The 16,596-nt window shown below is 56.1% G+C and carries 16 protein-coding genes and 2 pseudogenes; 4 read left to right on the plus strand and 14 right to left on the minus strand.

Features of this window, described 5'->3' with window-relative positions:
- Nucleotide 1: 1 nt before the first annotated feature.
- From pdxH to pdxY, 3 genes are all read left to right on the plus strand, one after another.
- Nucleotides 2-658, plus strand: a complete 657-nt coding sequence (gene pdxH / locus ACWYRJ_RS09605) for a pyridoxamine 5'-phosphate oxidase (protein WP_111965664.1) — start codon at nucleotides 2-4, stop codon at nucleotides 656-658.
- A 126-nt stretch (nucleotides 659-784) separates the two neighbouring features.
- A complete protein-coding gene (gene tyrS, locus ACWYRJ_RS09610; RefSeq protein ID WP_080327312.1) occupies nucleotides 785-2,059 on the plus strand; it encodes a tyrosine--tRNA ligase in 1,275 nt (424 codons plus the stop codon).
- A 66-nt stretch (nucleotides 2,060-2,125) separates the two neighbouring features.
- Complete coding sequence (pdxY, locus tag ACWYRJ_RS09615) at nucleotides 2,126-2,986, plus strand: pyridoxal kinase PdxY (protein ID WP_149366754.1); 861 nt, start codon at nucleotides 2,126-2,128, stop codon at nucleotides 2,984-2,986.
- A gap of 87 nt (nucleotides 2,987-3,073) precedes the next feature.
- On the opposite strand, the gene gstA is transcribed toward pdxY, so the two are convergent.
- The 12 genes from gstA to blr form a co-directional block, all read right to left on the minus strand.
- Nucleotides 3,074-3,679 (minus strand): glutathione transferase GstA, encoded by a 606-nt coding sequence (gene gstA, locus ACWYRJ_RS09620; RefSeq protein ID WP_149366755.1) that lies wholly within the window; start codon nucleotides 3,677-3,679, stop codon nucleotides 3,074-3,076.
- A 104-nt stretch (nucleotides 3,680-3,783) separates the two neighbouring features.
- Entirely contained in the window at nucleotides 3,784-5,292 is a 1,509-nt protein-coding gene (dtpA, locus tag ACWYRJ_RS09625) for a dipeptide/tripeptide permease DtpA (RefSeq protein WP_063409046.1), read from the minus strand.
- 591 nt (nucleotides 5,293-5,883) lie between these two features.
- Entirely contained in the window at nucleotides 5,884-6,519 is a 636-nt protein-coding gene (gene nth, locus ACWYRJ_RS09630; RefSeq protein WP_008500570.1) for an endonuclease III, read from the minus strand.
- Complete coding sequence (locus tag ACWYRJ_RS09635) at nucleotides 6,516-7,202, minus strand: electron transport complex subunit E (RefSeq protein ID WP_023617347.1); 687 nt, start codon at nucleotides 7,200-7,202, stop codon at nucleotides 6,516-6,518. The genes nth and ACWYRJ_RS09635 overlap by 4 nt, the downstream gene beginning before the upstream one ends.
- Nucleotides 7,203-7,204: 2 nt before the next feature.
- Nucleotides 7,205-7,825 carry an electron transport complex subunit RsxG gene (rsxG, locus tag ACWYRJ_RS09640; protein WP_111965668.1) on the minus strand — a complete coding sequence of 207 codons (621 nt, stop codon included), beginning with the start codon at nucleotides 7,823-7,825 and terminating at the stop codon, nucleotides 7,205-7,207.
- A gap of 10 nt (nucleotides 7,826-7,835) precedes the next feature.
- Nucleotides 7,836-8,888 carry an electron transport complex subunit RsxD gene (gene rsxD, locus ACWYRJ_RS09645; protein ID WP_455507796.1) on the minus strand — a complete coding sequence of 351 codons (1,053 nt, stop codon included), beginning with the start codon at nucleotides 8,886-8,888 and terminating at the stop codon, nucleotides 7,836-7,838.
- Nucleotides 8,889-10,910: an electron transport complex subunit RsxC gene (rsxC, locus tag ACWYRJ_RS09650; protein WP_455507797.1), complete on the minus strand. Its 2,022-nt coding sequence runs from the start codon at nucleotides 10,908-10,910 to the stop codon at nucleotides 8,889-8,891.
- Nucleotides 10,903-11,481 carry an electron transport complex subunit RsxB gene (rsxB, locus tag ACWYRJ_RS09655; RefSeq protein ID WP_149366757.1) on the minus strand — a complete coding sequence of 193 codons (579 nt, stop codon included), beginning with the start codon at nucleotides 11,479-11,481 and terminating at the stop codon, nucleotides 10,903-10,905. The genes rsxC and rsxB overlap by 8 nt, the downstream gene beginning before the upstream one ends.
- On the minus strand, nucleotides 11,481-12,062 hold the full coding sequence (rsxA, locus tag ACWYRJ_RS09660) for an electron transport complex subunit RsxA (protein ID WP_063438368.1): 582 nt from the start codon (nucleotides 12,060-12,062) through the stop codon (nucleotides 11,481-11,483). The genes rsxB and rsxA overlap by 1 nt, the downstream gene beginning before the upstream one ends.
- A 76-nt stretch (nucleotides 12,063-12,138) precedes the next feature.
- On the minus strand, nucleotides 12,139-12,579 hold the full coding sequence (locus ACWYRJ_RS09665) for a DUF2569 domain-containing protein (RefSeq protein ID WP_115874872.1): 441 nt from the start codon (nucleotides 12,577-12,579) through the stop codon (nucleotides 12,139-12,141).
- An 86-nt stretch (nucleotides 12,580-12,665) separates the two neighbouring features.
- A complete protein-coding gene (gene ydgT, locus ACWYRJ_RS09670; RefSeq protein WP_013096896.1) occupies nucleotides 12,666-12,881 on the minus strand; it encodes a transcription modulator YdgT in 216 nt (71 codons plus the stop codon).
- A 231-nt stretch (nucleotides 12,882-13,112) separates the two neighbouring features.
- Nucleotides 13,113-13,238 carry a division septum protein Blr gene (gene blr / locus ACWYRJ_RS09675; RefSeq protein ID WP_168112406.1) on the minus strand — a complete coding sequence of 42 codons (126 nt, stop codon included), beginning with the start codon at nucleotides 13,236-13,238 and terminating at the stop codon, nucleotides 13,113-13,115.
- Nucleotides 13,239-13,481: 243 nt separating this feature from the next.
- Here blr and ACWYRJ_RS09680 point away from each other — a divergent pair, with 243 nt between their 5' ends.
- On the plus strand, nucleotides 13,482-14,522 hold the full coding sequence (locus tag ACWYRJ_RS09680; protein WP_111965672.1) for an oxidoreductase: 1,041 nt from the start codon (nucleotides 13,482-13,484) through the stop codon (nucleotides 14,520-14,522).
- Between the two features lie 52 nt (nucleotides 14,523-14,574).
- On the opposite strand, the pseudogene add reads toward ACWYRJ_RS09680, so the two are convergent.
- Nucleotides 14,575-15,576: pseudogene (gene add, locus ACWYRJ_RS09685) on the minus strand (adenosine deaminase).
- A 96-nt stretch (nucleotides 15,577-15,672) separates the two neighbouring features.
- A pseudogene (locus ACWYRJ_RS09690) lies at nucleotides 15,673-16,497 on the minus strand (MalY/PatB family protein); the annotation flags it as partial.
- Between the last annotated feature and the right edge of the window lie 99 nt (nucleotides 16,498-16,596).

Consider the following 16,596-nt stretch of genomic DNA (forward strand, 5'->3'; position numbering starts at 1 on the left):
CATGTCAGATAACGACGAACTGCAGCAAATTGCGCATCTGCGCCGTGAATACACCAAAGGCGGCCTGCGTCGCCAGGATCTTCCCGCTGAACCCCTCGTGCTTTTTGAACGCTGGCTGAAACAGGCCTGCGAAGCGAAACTCGCCGACCCCACGGCCATGGTTGTCGCGACGGTGGATGAAAACGGTCAACCCTATCAGCGCATCGTATTGCTCAAGCATTATGACGAGAAAGGACTGGTGTTCTACACCAACCTTGGCAGCCGCAAAGCGCACCATCTGGAAAACAATCCGCGTATTAGCCTGCTGTTCCCGTGGCACATGCTGGAACGTCAGGTCATGGTGACCGGCAAAGCGGAACGTCTTTCGACGCTGGAAGTGGTGAAGTATTTCCACAGCCGCCCGCGTGACAGCCAGATTGGCGCCTGGGTATCAAAACAGTCGAGCCGCATTTCTGCCCGCGGCGTGCTGGAAAGTAAATTCCTGGAGCTGAAGCAGAAGTTCCAGCAGGGTGAAATCCCGCTGCCGAGCTTCTGGGGTGGTTTCCGCATCCCGATAGATCAGATTGAGTTCTGGCAGGGGGGCGAACATCGCCTGCACGACCGCTTTTTATACCAGCGCGAGAATGGCGGCTGGAAAATCGACAGACTGGCACCGTAATCCCCGAAATTTGTTGATTTAAGCGCTAGCGCACGCCGCGCTTGCGCTTTATTCTATGGGTCCTTTCGCATCAGGCGAAAAGTCGTGTACCGGCAAAGGTGCAGTCGTTTATACATGGAGAATTTGATGGCAAGCAGTAACTTGATTAAACAATTGCAAGAGCGGGGCCTCGTGGCCCAGGTGACGGACGAGGAAGCGTTAGCAGAGCGACTGGCGCAAGGCCCGATCGCGCTCTATTGCGGCTTCGATCCCACCGCTGACAGCTTGCATTTGGGGCATCTTGTTCCATTGTTATGCCTGAAACGCTTCCAGATGGCGGGCCATAAGCCTGTTGCCCTGGTGGGCGGCGCTACCGGTCTGATTGGTGACCCAAGCTTTAAAGCCGCTGAGCGTAAACTGAACACCGAAGATACCGTGCAAGAGTGGGTGGATAAGATCCGCAAACAGGTTGCGCCGTTCCTCGACTTCAACTGTGGCGATAACGCCGCGATTGCCGCGAACAACTACGACTGGTTTGGCAGCATGAACGTGCTGACCTTCCTGCGTGACATCGGCAAGCACTTCTCTGTTAACCAGATGATTAACAAAGAGGCCGTGAAGCAGCGTCTTAACCGTGACGACCAGGGTATCTCCTTTACCGAGTTCTCCTACAACCTGCTGCAGGGGTATGACTTTGCCTGCCTGAACAAACTGCACGGCGTTTCCCTGCAGATTGGTGGTTCTGACCAGTGGGGCAACATCACCTCCGGTATCGATCTGACCCGTCGCCTGCACCAGAACCAGGTGTTTGGTCTGACCGTTCCGCTGATTACCAAAGCAGACGGCACCAAATTTGGTAAGACTGAGGGCGGCGCGGTATGGCTTGATCCGAAGAAAACCAGTCCGTACAAATTCTACCAGTTCTGGATCAACACGGCGGATGCCGATGTTTATCGCTTCCTGAAGTTCTTCACCTTCATGGATATCGCAGAGATCAACGCGCTGGAAGAAGAAGACAAGAACAGCGGTAAAGCGCCACGCGCGCAGTACGTGCTGGCGGATGAAGTGACCAAACTGGTTCACGGTGAAGAAGGTCTGGCCGCGGCAAAACGCATTACCGCTAGCCTGTTTAACGGCACCCTGAGCGATCTGAGTGAAGCGGACTTCGAACAGCTGGCGCAGGACGGCGTGCCAATGGTTGAAATGGAGAAAGGGGCTGACCTGATGCAGGCGCTGGTGGACTCTGAATTGCAGCCTTCCCGCGGTCAGGCGCGTAAAACCATCGCGTCTAACGCGATCACCATTAACGGTGAGAAACAGGCCGACCCGGAATACACCTTCGTTGACGGCGATCGTCTGTATGGCCGCTACACGCTGCTGCGTCGTGGCAAGAAAAACTACTGCCTTGTCTGCTGGAAGTAATTAACAGTCTCCAGGGGCGTGGGAAACCACGCCCCTTTTGTTTTTTCAGGGTTTGGTAAGAAAATAATGAAGAACATCCTCGCCATTCAGTCCCACGTCGTTTTTGGACATGCTGGCAATAGCGCAGCGGAATTCCCTATGCGTCGCCTCGGCGCCAACGTCTGGCCCCTCAATACCGTCCAGTTTTCCAATCACACGCAGTACGGCAAATGGACCGGCTGCGTGATGCCGCCTTCGCACCTTACCGAGGTTGTGCAGGGCATTGCCGATATCGACCAGCTCAAGCGCTGTGATGCCGTACTGAGCGGTTATCTTGGCTCAGCGGAGCAGGGGGAGCATATCCTCGGCATCGTACGCCAGGTGAAAGCCGCAAATCCGTCGGCAAAATACTTCTGCGACCCGGTTATGGGGCATCCGGAAAAAGGCTGCATCGTGGCGCCAGGCGTTGCGGAGTTCCACGTCCGCCACGCTCTGCCCGCTAGCGATATCATTGCGCCAAACCTGGTGGAACTGGAGATCCTCTGCGAGCATCCGGTTAACAGCGTAGAAGAGGCAGTAACTGCATCTCGCGAGCTGATCGCGCAGGGGCCTGAGGTTGTGCTGGTAAAACATCTCGCACGCGCAGGGCTAAGTCAGGATCGCTTTGAGATGCTGCTGGTGACGAAAGATGATGCCTGGCACATCAGCCGTCCGCTGGTGGATTTTGGCCTGCGCCAGCCGGTGGGCGTAGGGGATGTGACCAGCGGCCTGCTGCTGGTGAAATTGCTTCAGGGTGCAACGCTGCGCGATGCGCTGGAGCATGTGACTGCGGCAGTGTACGAAATTATGATGGCGACGAAAGAGATGCAGGAATATGAACTGCAGGTGGTCGCGGCACAGGATCGTATCGCGAAGCCGGAGCACTATTTCAGCGCCACAAGGCTTTAAAAGATGCCGGGTGGCGCTGCGCGTGGGGGACTGTGGATTTTGTAGGCCGGGTAAGCGCAGCGCCACCCGGCAACACAGGCCGCTCGGTTAGTTCAACCCTTCCGCTTTCAGCGCCGCAGCCACCGCAGGACGCTCTGACACGCGTTTCATATACGATGCAAGGTGGTCTAACCCTTCCAGATTCAGCTTAACCGCACGAGCCCAGCGCAGCACGGTGAACAGATACGCATCGGCAATCGTGAAGCGCGACCCGCCAATCCACTGTTCGTCTTTCAGCGATTCGTTAACGTACTGCAGCTTTTTCTCCAGCAGGGCGCGCAGGGTAGGCTTAAACTCTTCCGGCGTATCCGGGCGGAACAGGGGGGTAAAGCCTTTGTGCAGCTCGGTGGCAATGTAGTTCAGCCACTCCAGCGTTTTATAGCGAGAAATGGTACTGACCGGTGCCAGCAGCTGGCGATCGGGCACGCTATCGGCCAGGAACTGCATAATCGCCACGCCTTCGGTCAGCAGAGTACCGTCATCCAGCAGGAGCGCCGGAACTTGTCCTTTCGGGTTAATGGCAAGAAAGTCATCGCCATTTTCCAGGCGCTTTTTCAACAGATCAACGCCATCCAGCGTGAAATCTTTGCCGCTCTCGCGCAGGGTGATATGGGAAGCAAGAGAGCACGCGCCCGGTTTGTAGAACAGTTTCATCGGTAACTCCTTTTTGCTGAGGTTTCAGCTATGTTAGTGCGCGAACGGGCAAAAAAAAGCCGCTAATGCATTAGCGGCTTCTGTTCAGTCGTTTCTCAATAATCTTACGCAGTAGCGGTTTTGGTCGCTTCAGCCGTCTTGTCGTCGTCCTGAGTCATACGATTCAGTTTCGGCGCGGTCAGCAGCATCAGCGCCGCAATCACCGCTGTCGCAATACCAATCTGCATGAATACGGTACCGTAGACGTTCAGGGAGACCAGTGGGTCAGTGACGTTTTCAGGCACAGCCATCAGGTTCGCAATTTTACCCGCAATGATTGCCGCACCGGCAGTGGTCAAGAACCAGCTACCCATAATGAAGCCCATCAGACGCTGCGGCACCAGCTGTGCAACCATCGCCAGGCCCAGACCGGAGATCATCAGTTCGCCGATAGACTGCAGCGCGTAGCTCAGGATCAGCCAGTTAACGGAGACGATGCCTGCGTCAGTGGCAAACTTGGTACCCAGCGGCAGCACCAGGAACGCGCCTGAGCACAGTACCATACCGATTGCGAACTTGTGCGGCATTGGCAGACGGTCACCCATCTTGTTATAGATAGCCGCCAGAATCGGGCTACCAATCATGATCCAGAACGGGTTCAGCGCCTGATACTGCTCCGGCTCGAACGCGATGCCCAGAATAGAGTGCTCAACGTTACGAATGGCGAAGAAGTTCAGTGAGGTTGGCATCTGGCTGTACAGCACGAAGAAGATAATCGCTTCCAGCATCAGAATGAACGCCACAATCATCTTACGACGGGCAGCACCCTGCATGGCGAACGCTTCTTTCGCAAAGATAACCACGATACCCAGCGCAACCACGCCCAGAACGGCGCGAGCAATACCCTGGTTGTGCAGCAGCCAGGTGGCGATTGCCGCGAGGACAACAACACCCACGATGGTGGCCAGCAGTTTGCCCATGTGTACAGGCTCGAAGTCAGGTTTTGAACCGTAGTCTTTGACCCAGCTGCGGCAGAACAGGAAGTTCACAACGGTGATCAGCATACCCACGAAGCTCAGCGCAAACGCCACGCTCCAGCCGAATTTCGCGGCGAGCCATGGGGTTGCCAGCATCGAGAAGAATGAACCGATGTTGATGGACATGTAGTACATGGTAAATGCACCGTCCAGACGCGGGTCATCTTTGCTGTAGCAGGTAGAGAGCAGGGAAGACGGGTTTGCTTTGAACAGACCGTTACCCACGGCGATCGTTGCCATGCCCATATACACGACAGCGGCATCGTGCCCTGACCATGCAACCAGACCATAGCCAATTGCCAGTACAATAGCGCCCAGCATAATGACGCGCTTAGTACCCAGAACTTTATCACCCAGCCAGCCGCCGATAGCAACCAGACCATAGACAAGGGCACTGAAGGAGGAGAACAGCGTGATGGAATCAGCTTCAGACATACCCAGCTGTTTGACCAGGTAAACCGCCATGATCCCTTGCAGGCCGTAATAACCAAAACGCTCCCATAACTCGATAGAGAAGATGAGATAGAACGCTTTAGGCTGTTTAAAAGCGTTAAGACTCACGCTTTCATCTGTTGGTTTATTGTTTGCAGTAGACACATATACCTCTTTTTTTACATCCCATATTAACGGGGGTGTTCATAGCGTGATGGCCGTAGTCCATACGCCTTATAGTTATATTGGGAGGAGAAACGGCGGGTAATGTTCACTATCCTGCCCCATCTGGCAATACGTTTGTAATAATCTGTTACATATATCTGAAGTGGTATAATCGTCGGTTCATGCAAATGTTATTCAGCGTTAAATTTTATACGATGTATAAAGGTAGTTTTTTCGACTGGCAGAGCCCCGTCAGGACCGGTATTTGGCGATATGTTCTGCTATTTGCTGCTTCTGGCAGTGGTATAGCCCAAATTCTGAAAAATAGCTGGTCTTATCGTCGGTAAAGAAAGAGGGGCGTCTTGTCACATAAAGGGTTTAGGGTGATTTTGACAACAAAAATACAACATGAAGTTATCAGGGTGATCGCGATCACAGATGTATAGAAATTTTTGGCTATGAAAAAACTATTAACCTGTTTGAGCGTTAAACAACCGAAGAAGTGACAGGTGAGGGTAAACGAAAGGCGGACAAATAGCGGGCAAAAGAAGGGCTTCTGGTAGCCCTTCTTTTGGTAAGGGATTGTGACATTCAGGGATACACTTTTTCTTTGTATTCGCAGAGATCTTCAATAATACAGGAGCCGCAGCGAGGCTTACGGGCAATACACGTGTAACGACCGTGCAGAATCAGCCAGTGATGGCAATCAACCTTAAACTCAGCCGGAACCACTTTAAGCAGCTTCTCTTCGACCTGCTCGACATTTTTCCCCGGCGCGAAGTTGGTTCGGTTAGAGACGCGAAAAATATGCGTATCTACGGCAATAGTGGGCCAGCCAAACGCGGTGTTGAGCACCACGTTGGCAGTCTTACGCCCCACGCCCGGTAAGGCTTCCAGCGCGGCGCGATCTTCCGGCACTTCCCCTCCATGCTGTTCCAGCAGGATCCGGCAGGTCTTAATGACGTTCTCGGCTTTGCTGTTAAACAGGCCGATGGTTTTGATATACGACTTCACGCCTTCCACGCCCAGCTCCAGCATGGCCTTCGGCGTATTGGCGACCGGATAGAGCAGGGCGGTGGCTTTATTGACGCTCACGTCGGTAGCCTGTGCGGAGAGCAACACGGCGATCAGCAGCTCAAACGGGGAGGTAAAATTCAGCTCCGTCGTCGGGTGCGGGTTCTCGTCCCGCAGACGGGTCAGGATCGCAATGCGCTTTTCTTTATTCATGAAGCCTTCTCGGGTGTCCCTTCCAGAACGCTGCGCTCAGCCGCGCGGCGCTTACGTTTCTCATCAATCAGGTATTTTATCGCCAGCATCATGCCAAGGCCAATAAACGCGCCGGGCGGCAGCATCGCCAGCAGGAACGGCGTATCGGTGTGGAACACTTCAACGCGCAGGGCTTTGGCCCAGCCGCCCAGCAGCGCATCTGCGCCGTCAAACAGCGTACCATTGCCGAGGATTTCGCGCAGAGAGCCCAGCACGAACATGGCGCAGGTGGCGCCCATGCCTATGGAAAAACCGTCCAGCGCCGACATGGCGGGGCTATTTTTCACCGCGAACGCTTCCGCACGCCCAACGACGATACAGTTGGTGACGATAAGAGGAATAAAGATCCCGAGCGACTGGTACAGGCCGAACGCGTAGGCGTTAATCAGCATCTGAACAATACTGACCACCGACGCAATGATCATGACGTAAATCGGAATACGAATTTCCGACGGCGTCCAGCGTCGCAGCGCAGAGATGGAGAGGTTGGTCAGGGTCAATACCAGGGTGGTTGCCAGACCCAGACCGAGCGCGTTGGTGGCGGTGGACGTTACCGCCAGCAGTGGGCACATCCCCAGAAGCTGCACCAGCGCGGAGTTGTTCTTCCACAACCCCTGGACAATAACCTCTTTAACCTGGCTCATGATTACTCCTCACAGACCGGAAGATTGTTGATCTGCGCGGGCAGCGTTTCAGCGTACAGCCCGGCTCGTTTTACGGCGTTTACCACGGCGCGCGGCGTGATGGTCGCGCCGGTGAACTGGTCGAACTCGCCGCCGTCTTTCTTCACCGCAAACGCGGTGTCACCTTCGCCATGGATAACTTTCCCGGCGAAGTGCAAAATCCAGTCGCTCAGACGGGTTTCAATTTTGTCGCCAAGACCCGGCGTTTCATGATGTTCCGTCACGCGGGTGCCCAGGATGGTACCGGAGAAATCGCTGCCCACGAGCAGCTGAATGGCGCCGGAATAGCCGTCAGGCGCGGTCGCTTCCATCACCGCGCCGACCGGTTTATCGCCTTTGCGGGCGATAAAGAGGCGGTGCGGGCCTTTCCCAAGCTGCGGCGCGTCTACCACAAAGCAGCTTTTTTGCAGGTCATTATCGTAGAAATCGGACGGGATCACCTGATCGAACAGCGCCTTTTGCTGCTTCGAGGCCTGTTCTTCGATGGTCGTTTTGGTCAGCGCATTAACCAGTGCCGTTAGCCCCGTCAGGACCGCGGCGAAGACAGCCAGCGTGACGCCGTGTTTTTGCATCGTTTTTAACATGGCGAAACCCCTAGCGATGGCCATACACGCGAGGGCGCGTGTAGTAGTCGATGAGCGGAACGGTAATGTTGGCAAGCAGGACGGCAAAGGCCACACCGTCCGGATACCCGCCAAAGCTGCGGATGAGCCAGACCAGCAGGCCCGCCAGCGCGCCGAAGATCAGGCGGCCGCGGTTAGTCGTTGACGCCGTCACCGGATCCGTCAGGATAAAGAAGGCTCCTAGCATGGTGGCACCGGAGAGCAAATGCATCTGCGGGCTGGCCAGTGATTCAGGAGAAAAGACCCATCCCAGAGTGGCGCACACCGCCAGCGTCACGAGGAAGCTGACCGGAATATGCCAGCGGATGGCTTTCTGCTGCAGCAGGAACAGGCCGCCCAGCAGATACGCCAGGTTGATCCACTGCCAGCCCGCGCCCGCCAGCATGCCGCTGTAGATCGCGGACTTCATGATCTGCCCAACGCTGTGCCCGGCATGCAGGGATGTTTTAAAGGTATCGAGAGGCGTCGCCTGGCTGATACCGTCCACGCCCATGCGCAGGGCGTTCATATCCGCACCGAGTGCCGTATGGCCGGTAAAGATGACGTGCAGGGCATCCATAAAGCCCGGAACCGTGGCCGCAATCTCGTGCGGTGGCAGCCAGCTGGTCATCTGCACAGGGAAGGAGATCAGCAGCACCACGTAGCCAATCATCGCCGGGTTAAACGGGTTATGCCCGAGCCCGCCATACAGCTGTTTGGCAATGATCACGGCAAACACGGTGCCAAGCACTACCATCCACCACGGGGCAAACGGCGGAATACTGATGGCGAGAAGCAGGCCGGTCAGCAGCGCGGAGTTGTCGGCAAGAATACGGGAGACAGCCGCCTTGCGAAGCTTAAGCACAAGGGCTTCCGCCGCTAAGGCGCTGGCACAGCCCAGGATTATCTGGAACAGGGTTCCCCAGCCGAAAAACCAGCACTGAACGGCAATGCCCGGCAGCGCCGCCAGGCAGACCAGCATCATAATGCGCGACGTCTGGCGCTGATTGTGGGTGTAAGGGGAGCTTGCGATTCTGAAAACCATTTAATCCTCGTTAACTGCTTGCTGTGCGGCTTTCTTCGCCTGAACGCGCGCGATGGCGGCGGCCACGGCGGCTTTGCGCGGGTCATCGTTGGCGGCCTGCGGCTGCTCTTCCTCCTGCGCCGCCTTACGGGCTTTAGCCCGGGCAATCGCCGCTTCGACGGCGGCTTTACGCGGGTCGACCGGTGCTTCTGTTTCTGCAGCTGGCGTCTGCTGCGCCGCCTTGCGCGCTTTGGCCCGGGCAATCGCCGCTTCGACGGCCGCTTTGCGAGGGTCGACCGCTTCCTGCTCAACCACCACGTTCTGCTCGCCGGCTTTGCGCGCTTTGGCGCGGGCTATTGCCGCTTCAACTGCGGCTTTGCGCGGGTCAACCTCGGCATCCGTCTGGACCGTTTGCGCTTTTTCAGCCTGACGGGCGCGAGCCTGGGCTTTGCGAGCTTCACGCGCCGCGATGGCTTCACTGTTGTCAGGCTTCTCGCCGGCCGGGATCACCACAGGCTGCGCCGCTGTCGCTTTTTTCTCACGAACGCGCGCCAGTGCGGCGTTAATCGCATCCTGATCTTTCTCGCCGGGCTGAACCGCGGCCTGCTTATGGCGCTCCTGACGGGCGATTTTTTCGCGCTCCAGTCGCGCCTGGCGCGCTTCGAAACGTGCCTTAGCTTCCGCGGCGCGTTTTTCTTCCATGGAGATAGCATAAATCTCAGCCTTCTCCTGGCGGAAATACTGCACCAGCGGGATGTTGCTTGGGCAGACCCAGGCGCAGGCGCCGCATTCGATGCAGTCGGCCAGGTTATGGGCTTTTGCCTTGTCGTGCAGTTGCCCTTTGCTGTACCAGTACAGCTGCTGCGGCAGCAGATCCGCCGGGCAGGCATCGGCGCAGGCGCTGCAGCGGATGCAGCCTTTCTCTTCCTGCTCTTCGCCCATCTCGGTCGGGGAAGGGGCGAGCAGACAGTTGGTAATTTTCACTACTGGCACATCGAGCCACGGCAGGGTAAAGCCCATCAGCGGGCCTCCCATGATCACCATCTGGTCGCTGCCCGGGCAAAACTCAGCCTGCTCCAGCAGGTGACGCACCGGCGTACCCAGACGTGCCCAGACGTTGCCCGGACGAGAGACCGATTCCCCGGTCAGCGTTACCACGCGCTCGGTCAGCGGCTCGCCGTCGATCACCGCGCGCTTCACGGCGTACGCGGTGCCGACGTTCTGCATCAGCACGCCGATATCCGAAGAGCGTCCGCCGTGCGGCACCTGCTTACCGGTAAGGATTTGCGTCAGCTGTTTAGCACCGCCAGAGGGGTACTTGGTCGGGATGACGCGCAGGCTGATATCGTGGCTACCGGCCAGCACGGCGCGCAGCATCGAGATAGCCTGAGGTTTATTGTCTTCGATACCGATCAGCACTTCCCGCGGCTGCAGAATGTGCGCCAGGATGCGGATGCCTTCCACCACCTGGGCGGCGCAGTCCTGCATCAGACGATCGTCAGCGGTAATGTACGGTTCGCATTCGGCGGCGTTGATAATCAGCGTCTGAATATTATCGCCACCGCCGCGCAGCTTGACGCCTGTCGGGAAGCCTGCGCCGCCGAGGCCGGCAACGCCGAACTGATGAATACGTTCGATGAGTGCTTCGCGGCTCTGGCTGCGGTAATCGCTCCAGCCATCACGGTCGATCCAGCGGTCTTCACCGTCGGCTTCAATAATCACGCTCAGCTCTGAAAGCGCTGACGGATGGGCCACCGTATGGGGTGCGATGGCGACCACCTTACCGGAGGTGGGAGCGTGCACCGGCAGCATACGTCCGCGGCCAAAGGTCAGCGGCTGACCGCGAAGGACCGTATCGCCTTCTTTGACGCACAGCTCACCCTCAGCGCCAATGTGCTGCTTGAGCGGCATAACGAAACGGGTCGCCAGCGGAATTTGACGCAGCGGCGTGCCGCTAGACTGGGTTTTCATCTCCGGTGGGTGAATACCCCCGTCAAAATCCCAAATCTTCTCTTTTCTGAAAGCAGAAAATAACTTAAGCATGTTGTTCCACAGGAATATTGCGAACCGGAATGGTTTGAAGATCCCACTTCCAGCTTTCGGTAGTCGTTTCAACCGGGCGCAGCTCGATACATTGCGTCGGGCAAGGTGCTACGCAGAGGTTACAGCCGGTGCACAGGTCCGCCACCACGGTGTGCATGGCGCGCGTTGCGCCAACAATGGCGTCGACCGGGCAGGCCTGAATACATTTGGTGCAGCCGATGCAGTTCGCTTCGTCGATCACGGCCAGCGCGCGGACCGGCTCCAGCACCTCCGCATCGCCGTCAACGGGCTGCGGATCAACGTTAAGCAGGGCCGCAATTTTCAACATCACCGCTTCGCCGCCGGGCGCACAGCGGTTAATTTTTTCACCCTGAATGCCTACCGCTTCCGCGTAGGGACGGCAGCCCGGGTAGCCGCACTGCCCGCACTGGCTTTGCGGCAGGAGCTCATCAATTTTCTCAACAACAGGATCGTCCTCTACCGCGAAGCGGCGGGAGGCGTAACCCAGGATAAGGCCAAACACCAACCCCAGAACGCTAATAGAGGCGATGGCAATCCAGATAGCACTCATTACAACTTCACCAGACCACTAAAGCCCATAAAGGCCAGAGACATTAAACCTGCGGTCACCAGCGCAATCGCGTTACCGCGGAAGGGGGCGGGGATATCCGCTGCCGCCAGACGCTCGCGAATCGACGCGAACAGAACCATAACAAATGAGAAACCGACTGCAGCGGAAAAACCGTACAGCGCCGACTGCATAAAGTTATGGCCAAGGTTGATGTTCAGCAGCGCCACGCCGAGAACGGCGCAGTTGGTAGTGATCAGCGGCAGGAAGATACCCAGCAGGCGATAGAGCGCCGGGCTGGTTTTGCGCACCACCATTTCGGTAAATTGCACTACCACCGCGATAACCAGAATAAAGGCCAGCGTACGGAGATAGGTTAACCCCAGCGGAATGAGGATCCAGGTATCAATCCACCACGCGCAGATGGACGCCAGCGTCATGACGAAGGTCGTCGCCAGCCCCATGCCCATTGCCGTTTCCAGCTTTTTGGAAACGCCCATAAACGGACACAGGCCAAGGAACTTCACCAGAACGAAGTTGTTAACCAGCACGGTGCCGACAAAGAGCAGTAAGTAATCGGTCATTATTTAGCCTGAAATAAAAAAGCCGCCTATTATCGGACAAACACACGCAGGCGACAACAGGTTATCTGTAGGGTTATTACGGGTTCACGAAGGTGTTTTTCACCCGCGTCGAACGCTTGAAGTAGGGCACCAGCAGCGCCGCGGCCAGCAACGGGAAAAGCAGCTGACGAACGGCCAGCGCGTCTGAAACGGGCGAAAAAGCAAACGCCTTAACCGCCAGCAGGACCGAAACCAGCAGCCAGATAATGTAGTGCTTAGGCACATTCTTACGGCGCTTAAAGAAGGCGATGGTCAGCCACAGCGTGTAGTACCACATCCCGATCGCGAAAACGAATGACACAAACCACAAAGCAATATTCAGCACGTTTTGCGACATCAGGGTCTGGATGGCGTGAGGGGTAATCAGTGCGGTGGTATAAAGCAGCAGCGCAAGTGATGCGCTTAATAAGGCAACCAGCAGCCATGCCAGTGGGGCGATTAACCAGCCTCCAATGCGTTCTCCAGGCGTTGCGGTCATGAACTCTCCCATAATCTGCGCGAAATGTTGTACAGCCAGTTGGCAGGGCGGAGAGTATATAACATTTCGCGCGGATGGCTACTTTCTTATAAAACGTAACGCCATACGGACTTAGGCACTTCACCTACGTTGAACAAACGACCGCCGGAAACCAGCTCCGCACGGCGATGGTCAGCGGCGCGATACATATTAATGATGTCCTGATTATCCGACAGGGTGTAGTTCAGATGGTCAAACAGTTTTTCCAGGCTCTCAAGCGAATTGATCTTGCGAAATTTTAATAAATAGTCCTGAACTGTCATATTAATAAGTTTCCATATAAAAGTGAGTAATACCAGTTAAGGTAATTCGTTCGAATAATAAACGGATTAATAAAGACGTAAACAGCCCACTCAGGTAACGCGACGAAATTAGGAGTTTTCTTTGCTGAAATTCAGGCATCAGACGATGCCTGGAAGAGAAGGTTAACCGTGTTCACCAGGGCTGGCAATAAGTAACTGACATATTATGTCACTCTTTATTGCAGTAACCGGTTACTTAGGTTGGGCGACTGTGACAGGCTCCGGCGGCTGGTAGTTATCGATATGGCTGGCAACGCCCAGCAAAATGACCGAAACCCCAAGGACAATCCATCCCGCTAATTCAATGATTCGATTAATAATTGACGTCATGATTCGTAGTTGTACTTTATCCTTAAATACAGGGTGCAAATGTTACAGCGACGTTTCCCCGGCCGCAAGCGCTTTGGGAACGGTTCCCTTAAACAAAATCAGTAGGTTAATACTATGTAACAAAAACAACCCGTACGACCTGCTATTTTAAGTCATATGGCACATTATTAATCTGTGGTAATGCCAGGCTAGCCAGTGTGAAATAAGAACGTCATAAAAGAGGATGGCACTATGAGTGATAATATCCGCGTTGGGCTTATCGGCTACGGGTATGCAAGCAAAACGTTTCATGCGCCTCTGATAGCCGGGACGCCGGGGATGGCGCTGGCAGCGGTATCCAGCAGCGATGCCGCTAAAGTCCATACAGACTGGCCTTCCGTGCCGGTTGTCTCTGAGCCAAAACACCTTTTCAACGATCCGAATATTGATTTAATCGTTATCCCCACGCCGAACGACACCCACTTTCCACTGGCAAAGGCCGCGCTGGAAGCCGGCAAGCACGTGGTTGTCGATAAGCCCTTTACCGTTACGTTGTCTCAGGCGCGCGAGCTGGATGCGCTGGCAAAGAGTCTGGGCAGGTTGCTGTCGGTGTTTCATAACCGCCGCTGGGACAGCGACTTTTTAACGGTAAAAAGGCTTCTCAGTGAGGGCACATTAGGGGAGATCCTCTTTTTTGAATCGCACTTTGACCGCTTCCGTCCGCAGGTACGAAACCGCTGGCGCGAGCAGGCCGGTCCGGGCAGCGGCATCTGGTACGATTTAGCCCCGCATCTGCTGGATCAGGCCGTCAATCTTTTTGGTCTGCCGGTGAGCATGACGGTCGATCTGGCCCAGCTCAGGCCCGGAGCACAGACGACCGATTACTTCCACGCGGTGCTGAGTTACCCGCAGCGGCGGATTGTGCTCCACGGTACGATGGTCGCGGCCGCGGAATCGGCCCGCTATATTATGCACGGCACGCGCGGGAGCTACGTGAAGTTTGGTCTCGATCCGCAGGAAGACCGGCTGAAAAGCGGTGAACGTTTACCGCAGGAAGACTGGGGCTATGATATGCGCGACGGCGTAGTGACGCGGGTGGAAGGCGAGGAGCTGGTCGAGGAGACCTTTCTGACGATACCGGGTAACTATCCGGCCTATTATGCGGGCATCCGCGATGCGCTGAACGGTACGGGCGAAAATCCGGTTCCGGCCAGCCAGGCGATACAGATTATGGAGCTGATTGAGCTGGGTATTGAATCTGCCAAACATCGCGCGACGCTCTGTCTGGCATAATTTTAAATATTTTAGTAGGCCGGGTAAGCGTTAGCGCCACCCGGCAGCGGAGTTAACCGCGAGCCACTTTATCTTTCAGCGCCTGCTTCTCTGCAGGCGTCAGGAAGGCACTCTCCAGCCCGTTGATCTGCGCCTGACGGATCTGCTCGCGGCTCAGACCCGCCTGCGGTGCGGCGATGTTGTACTAATGGATGATATCCACGCCCTGTACCGCCGGATCGTCAGTGTTCAGCGAGGCCAGCACGCCGTGCTCGAGGAACGTTTTCAGAGGATGATGCGCCAGCGTTGCCACGGTGCTGGTCTGAATGTTAGACGTCAGGCACGACTCAATACCGATACGCTGCTCCGCCAGGAAATCCATCAGGGCGCGATCTTCTACCGCCTTCACGCCGTGACCGATACGCTCGGCGCCCAGCTCGCGGATGGCCTGCCAGATGCTTTCCGGGCCAGCCGCTTCGCCCGCATGCACGGTAATGTGCCAGCCGGCATCGCGCGCGCGGTTGAAGTGGGAGAGGAACAGGCTGCCCGGGAAGCCCAGTTCGTCACCGGCGAGATCGACGGCGGTGATGGCATCGCGATGGGCCAGCAGCGCCTCCAGCTCCTGCAGGCAGGCGGCTTCACCGAACGTACGGCTCATGATGCCGATCAGGCGAGCCTGAACGTCGAAGGTTTTACATCCTTCGCGCACGCCTTCAATGACGGCTTCCACGACGCCTGCAACGGGCAGGCTGTGGGTCATTGCCATATAGCCCGGCGAGAAGCGCAGCTCGACGTAGTGCAGGCCGTTGCGGGCGGCATCTTCGATGTTCTCAAACGCCACGCGGCGGCAGGCCTCCAGCGACGCCAGCATCTTCACACCCCAGTCGAGTTTGCTCAGGAAGCTGACCAGGTCCGGTTCATTAGAGGTCACCTGTACGTGAGGGATCAGGGACTCAAGGGTCTGAGCAGGAAGCGTTAAATTGAACTGGCGGCCAAGATCGAGGATGGTTTGGGCACGAATGTTACCGTCAAGGTGACGATGAATATCAGTTAAAGGCAGGCGTGTATCAATCATGGTCGCACTCTTTTCTGGTTAAAGTGCGCCATATTATAAAAACAAAACGGGGTAAAAAGCTATTTGCGCAAGGGAATATTCCGTTGCGCAAATTGATTACAGGAGCGTATTAATCCCGGCAATCAGGCGTTGAACCCCTTGCTCAAGCTTGCTTCGCGGGCAACCCGCATTCAGGCGTACGAAGCCATTTCCCTCTTTTCCATAGGTATATCCCGGCATGATGGCGACTTTTTGCTGCTCGATCAGCACTTTTTGCAGCGCCCGATCGTCAATGTTCAGCGGGCGCAGATCGATCCAGGCCAGATAGGTCGCTTCCGGCGGCTGCCAGTTCAGTTTCGGAAAAGCGTGGTTTACTTCCTGCGCGATATACGACAAATTTGCTTCGAGATAATGGCGTAGCGCATCCAGCCAGGAGGCTCCCTGCTGATAGGCCGCGATATGGGCCGTAAGCGCCAACACGGAAGGTGAAGAGAGTCCGTCCCGTCCTTTTAGTGCGCTGAGATAGCCGTTACGGCTCTCATCATCGCCGATCATGCCGTAAGCGCCCGTCAGCGCTGGAATATTAAAGCTTTTCGAGCCGGAGGTGAGAAGCGCCCATTTCCCGCGCGCTACCGCGATCCACGGCGTGTGACGATGCTCTCTCCACACCATATCCATATGAATTTCATCGCTGATCACCGCCACGTCATAGCGTGCGCACAGTTCCGCCATGTGCGTCAGCTCATCCCGCGTCCAGACCTTGCCGGTCGGATTCTGCGGACTGCACAGCAGCAAAATTTTGTTTTCCGGTTTCGCAAGCGCCGCTTCGAGGGCCGCCATATTGCCCTGCCAGCCTGCTGCCTGCTTTTCCATCTCAACCGCCACAACACGACGCGCGTTACCCTCTATGGCCTTATAAAACGCATCGTATGCCGGGGTGTGTGACCTGCTCCCCGTTGATTAGTACACCCCGATGTTAGTAATGTCTTCATAAGCCACATGAGGACATCCCCATGAAGAAGCGTTTTTCCGATGAACAGA

This window comes from Enterobacter sp., assembly GCF_977039595.1.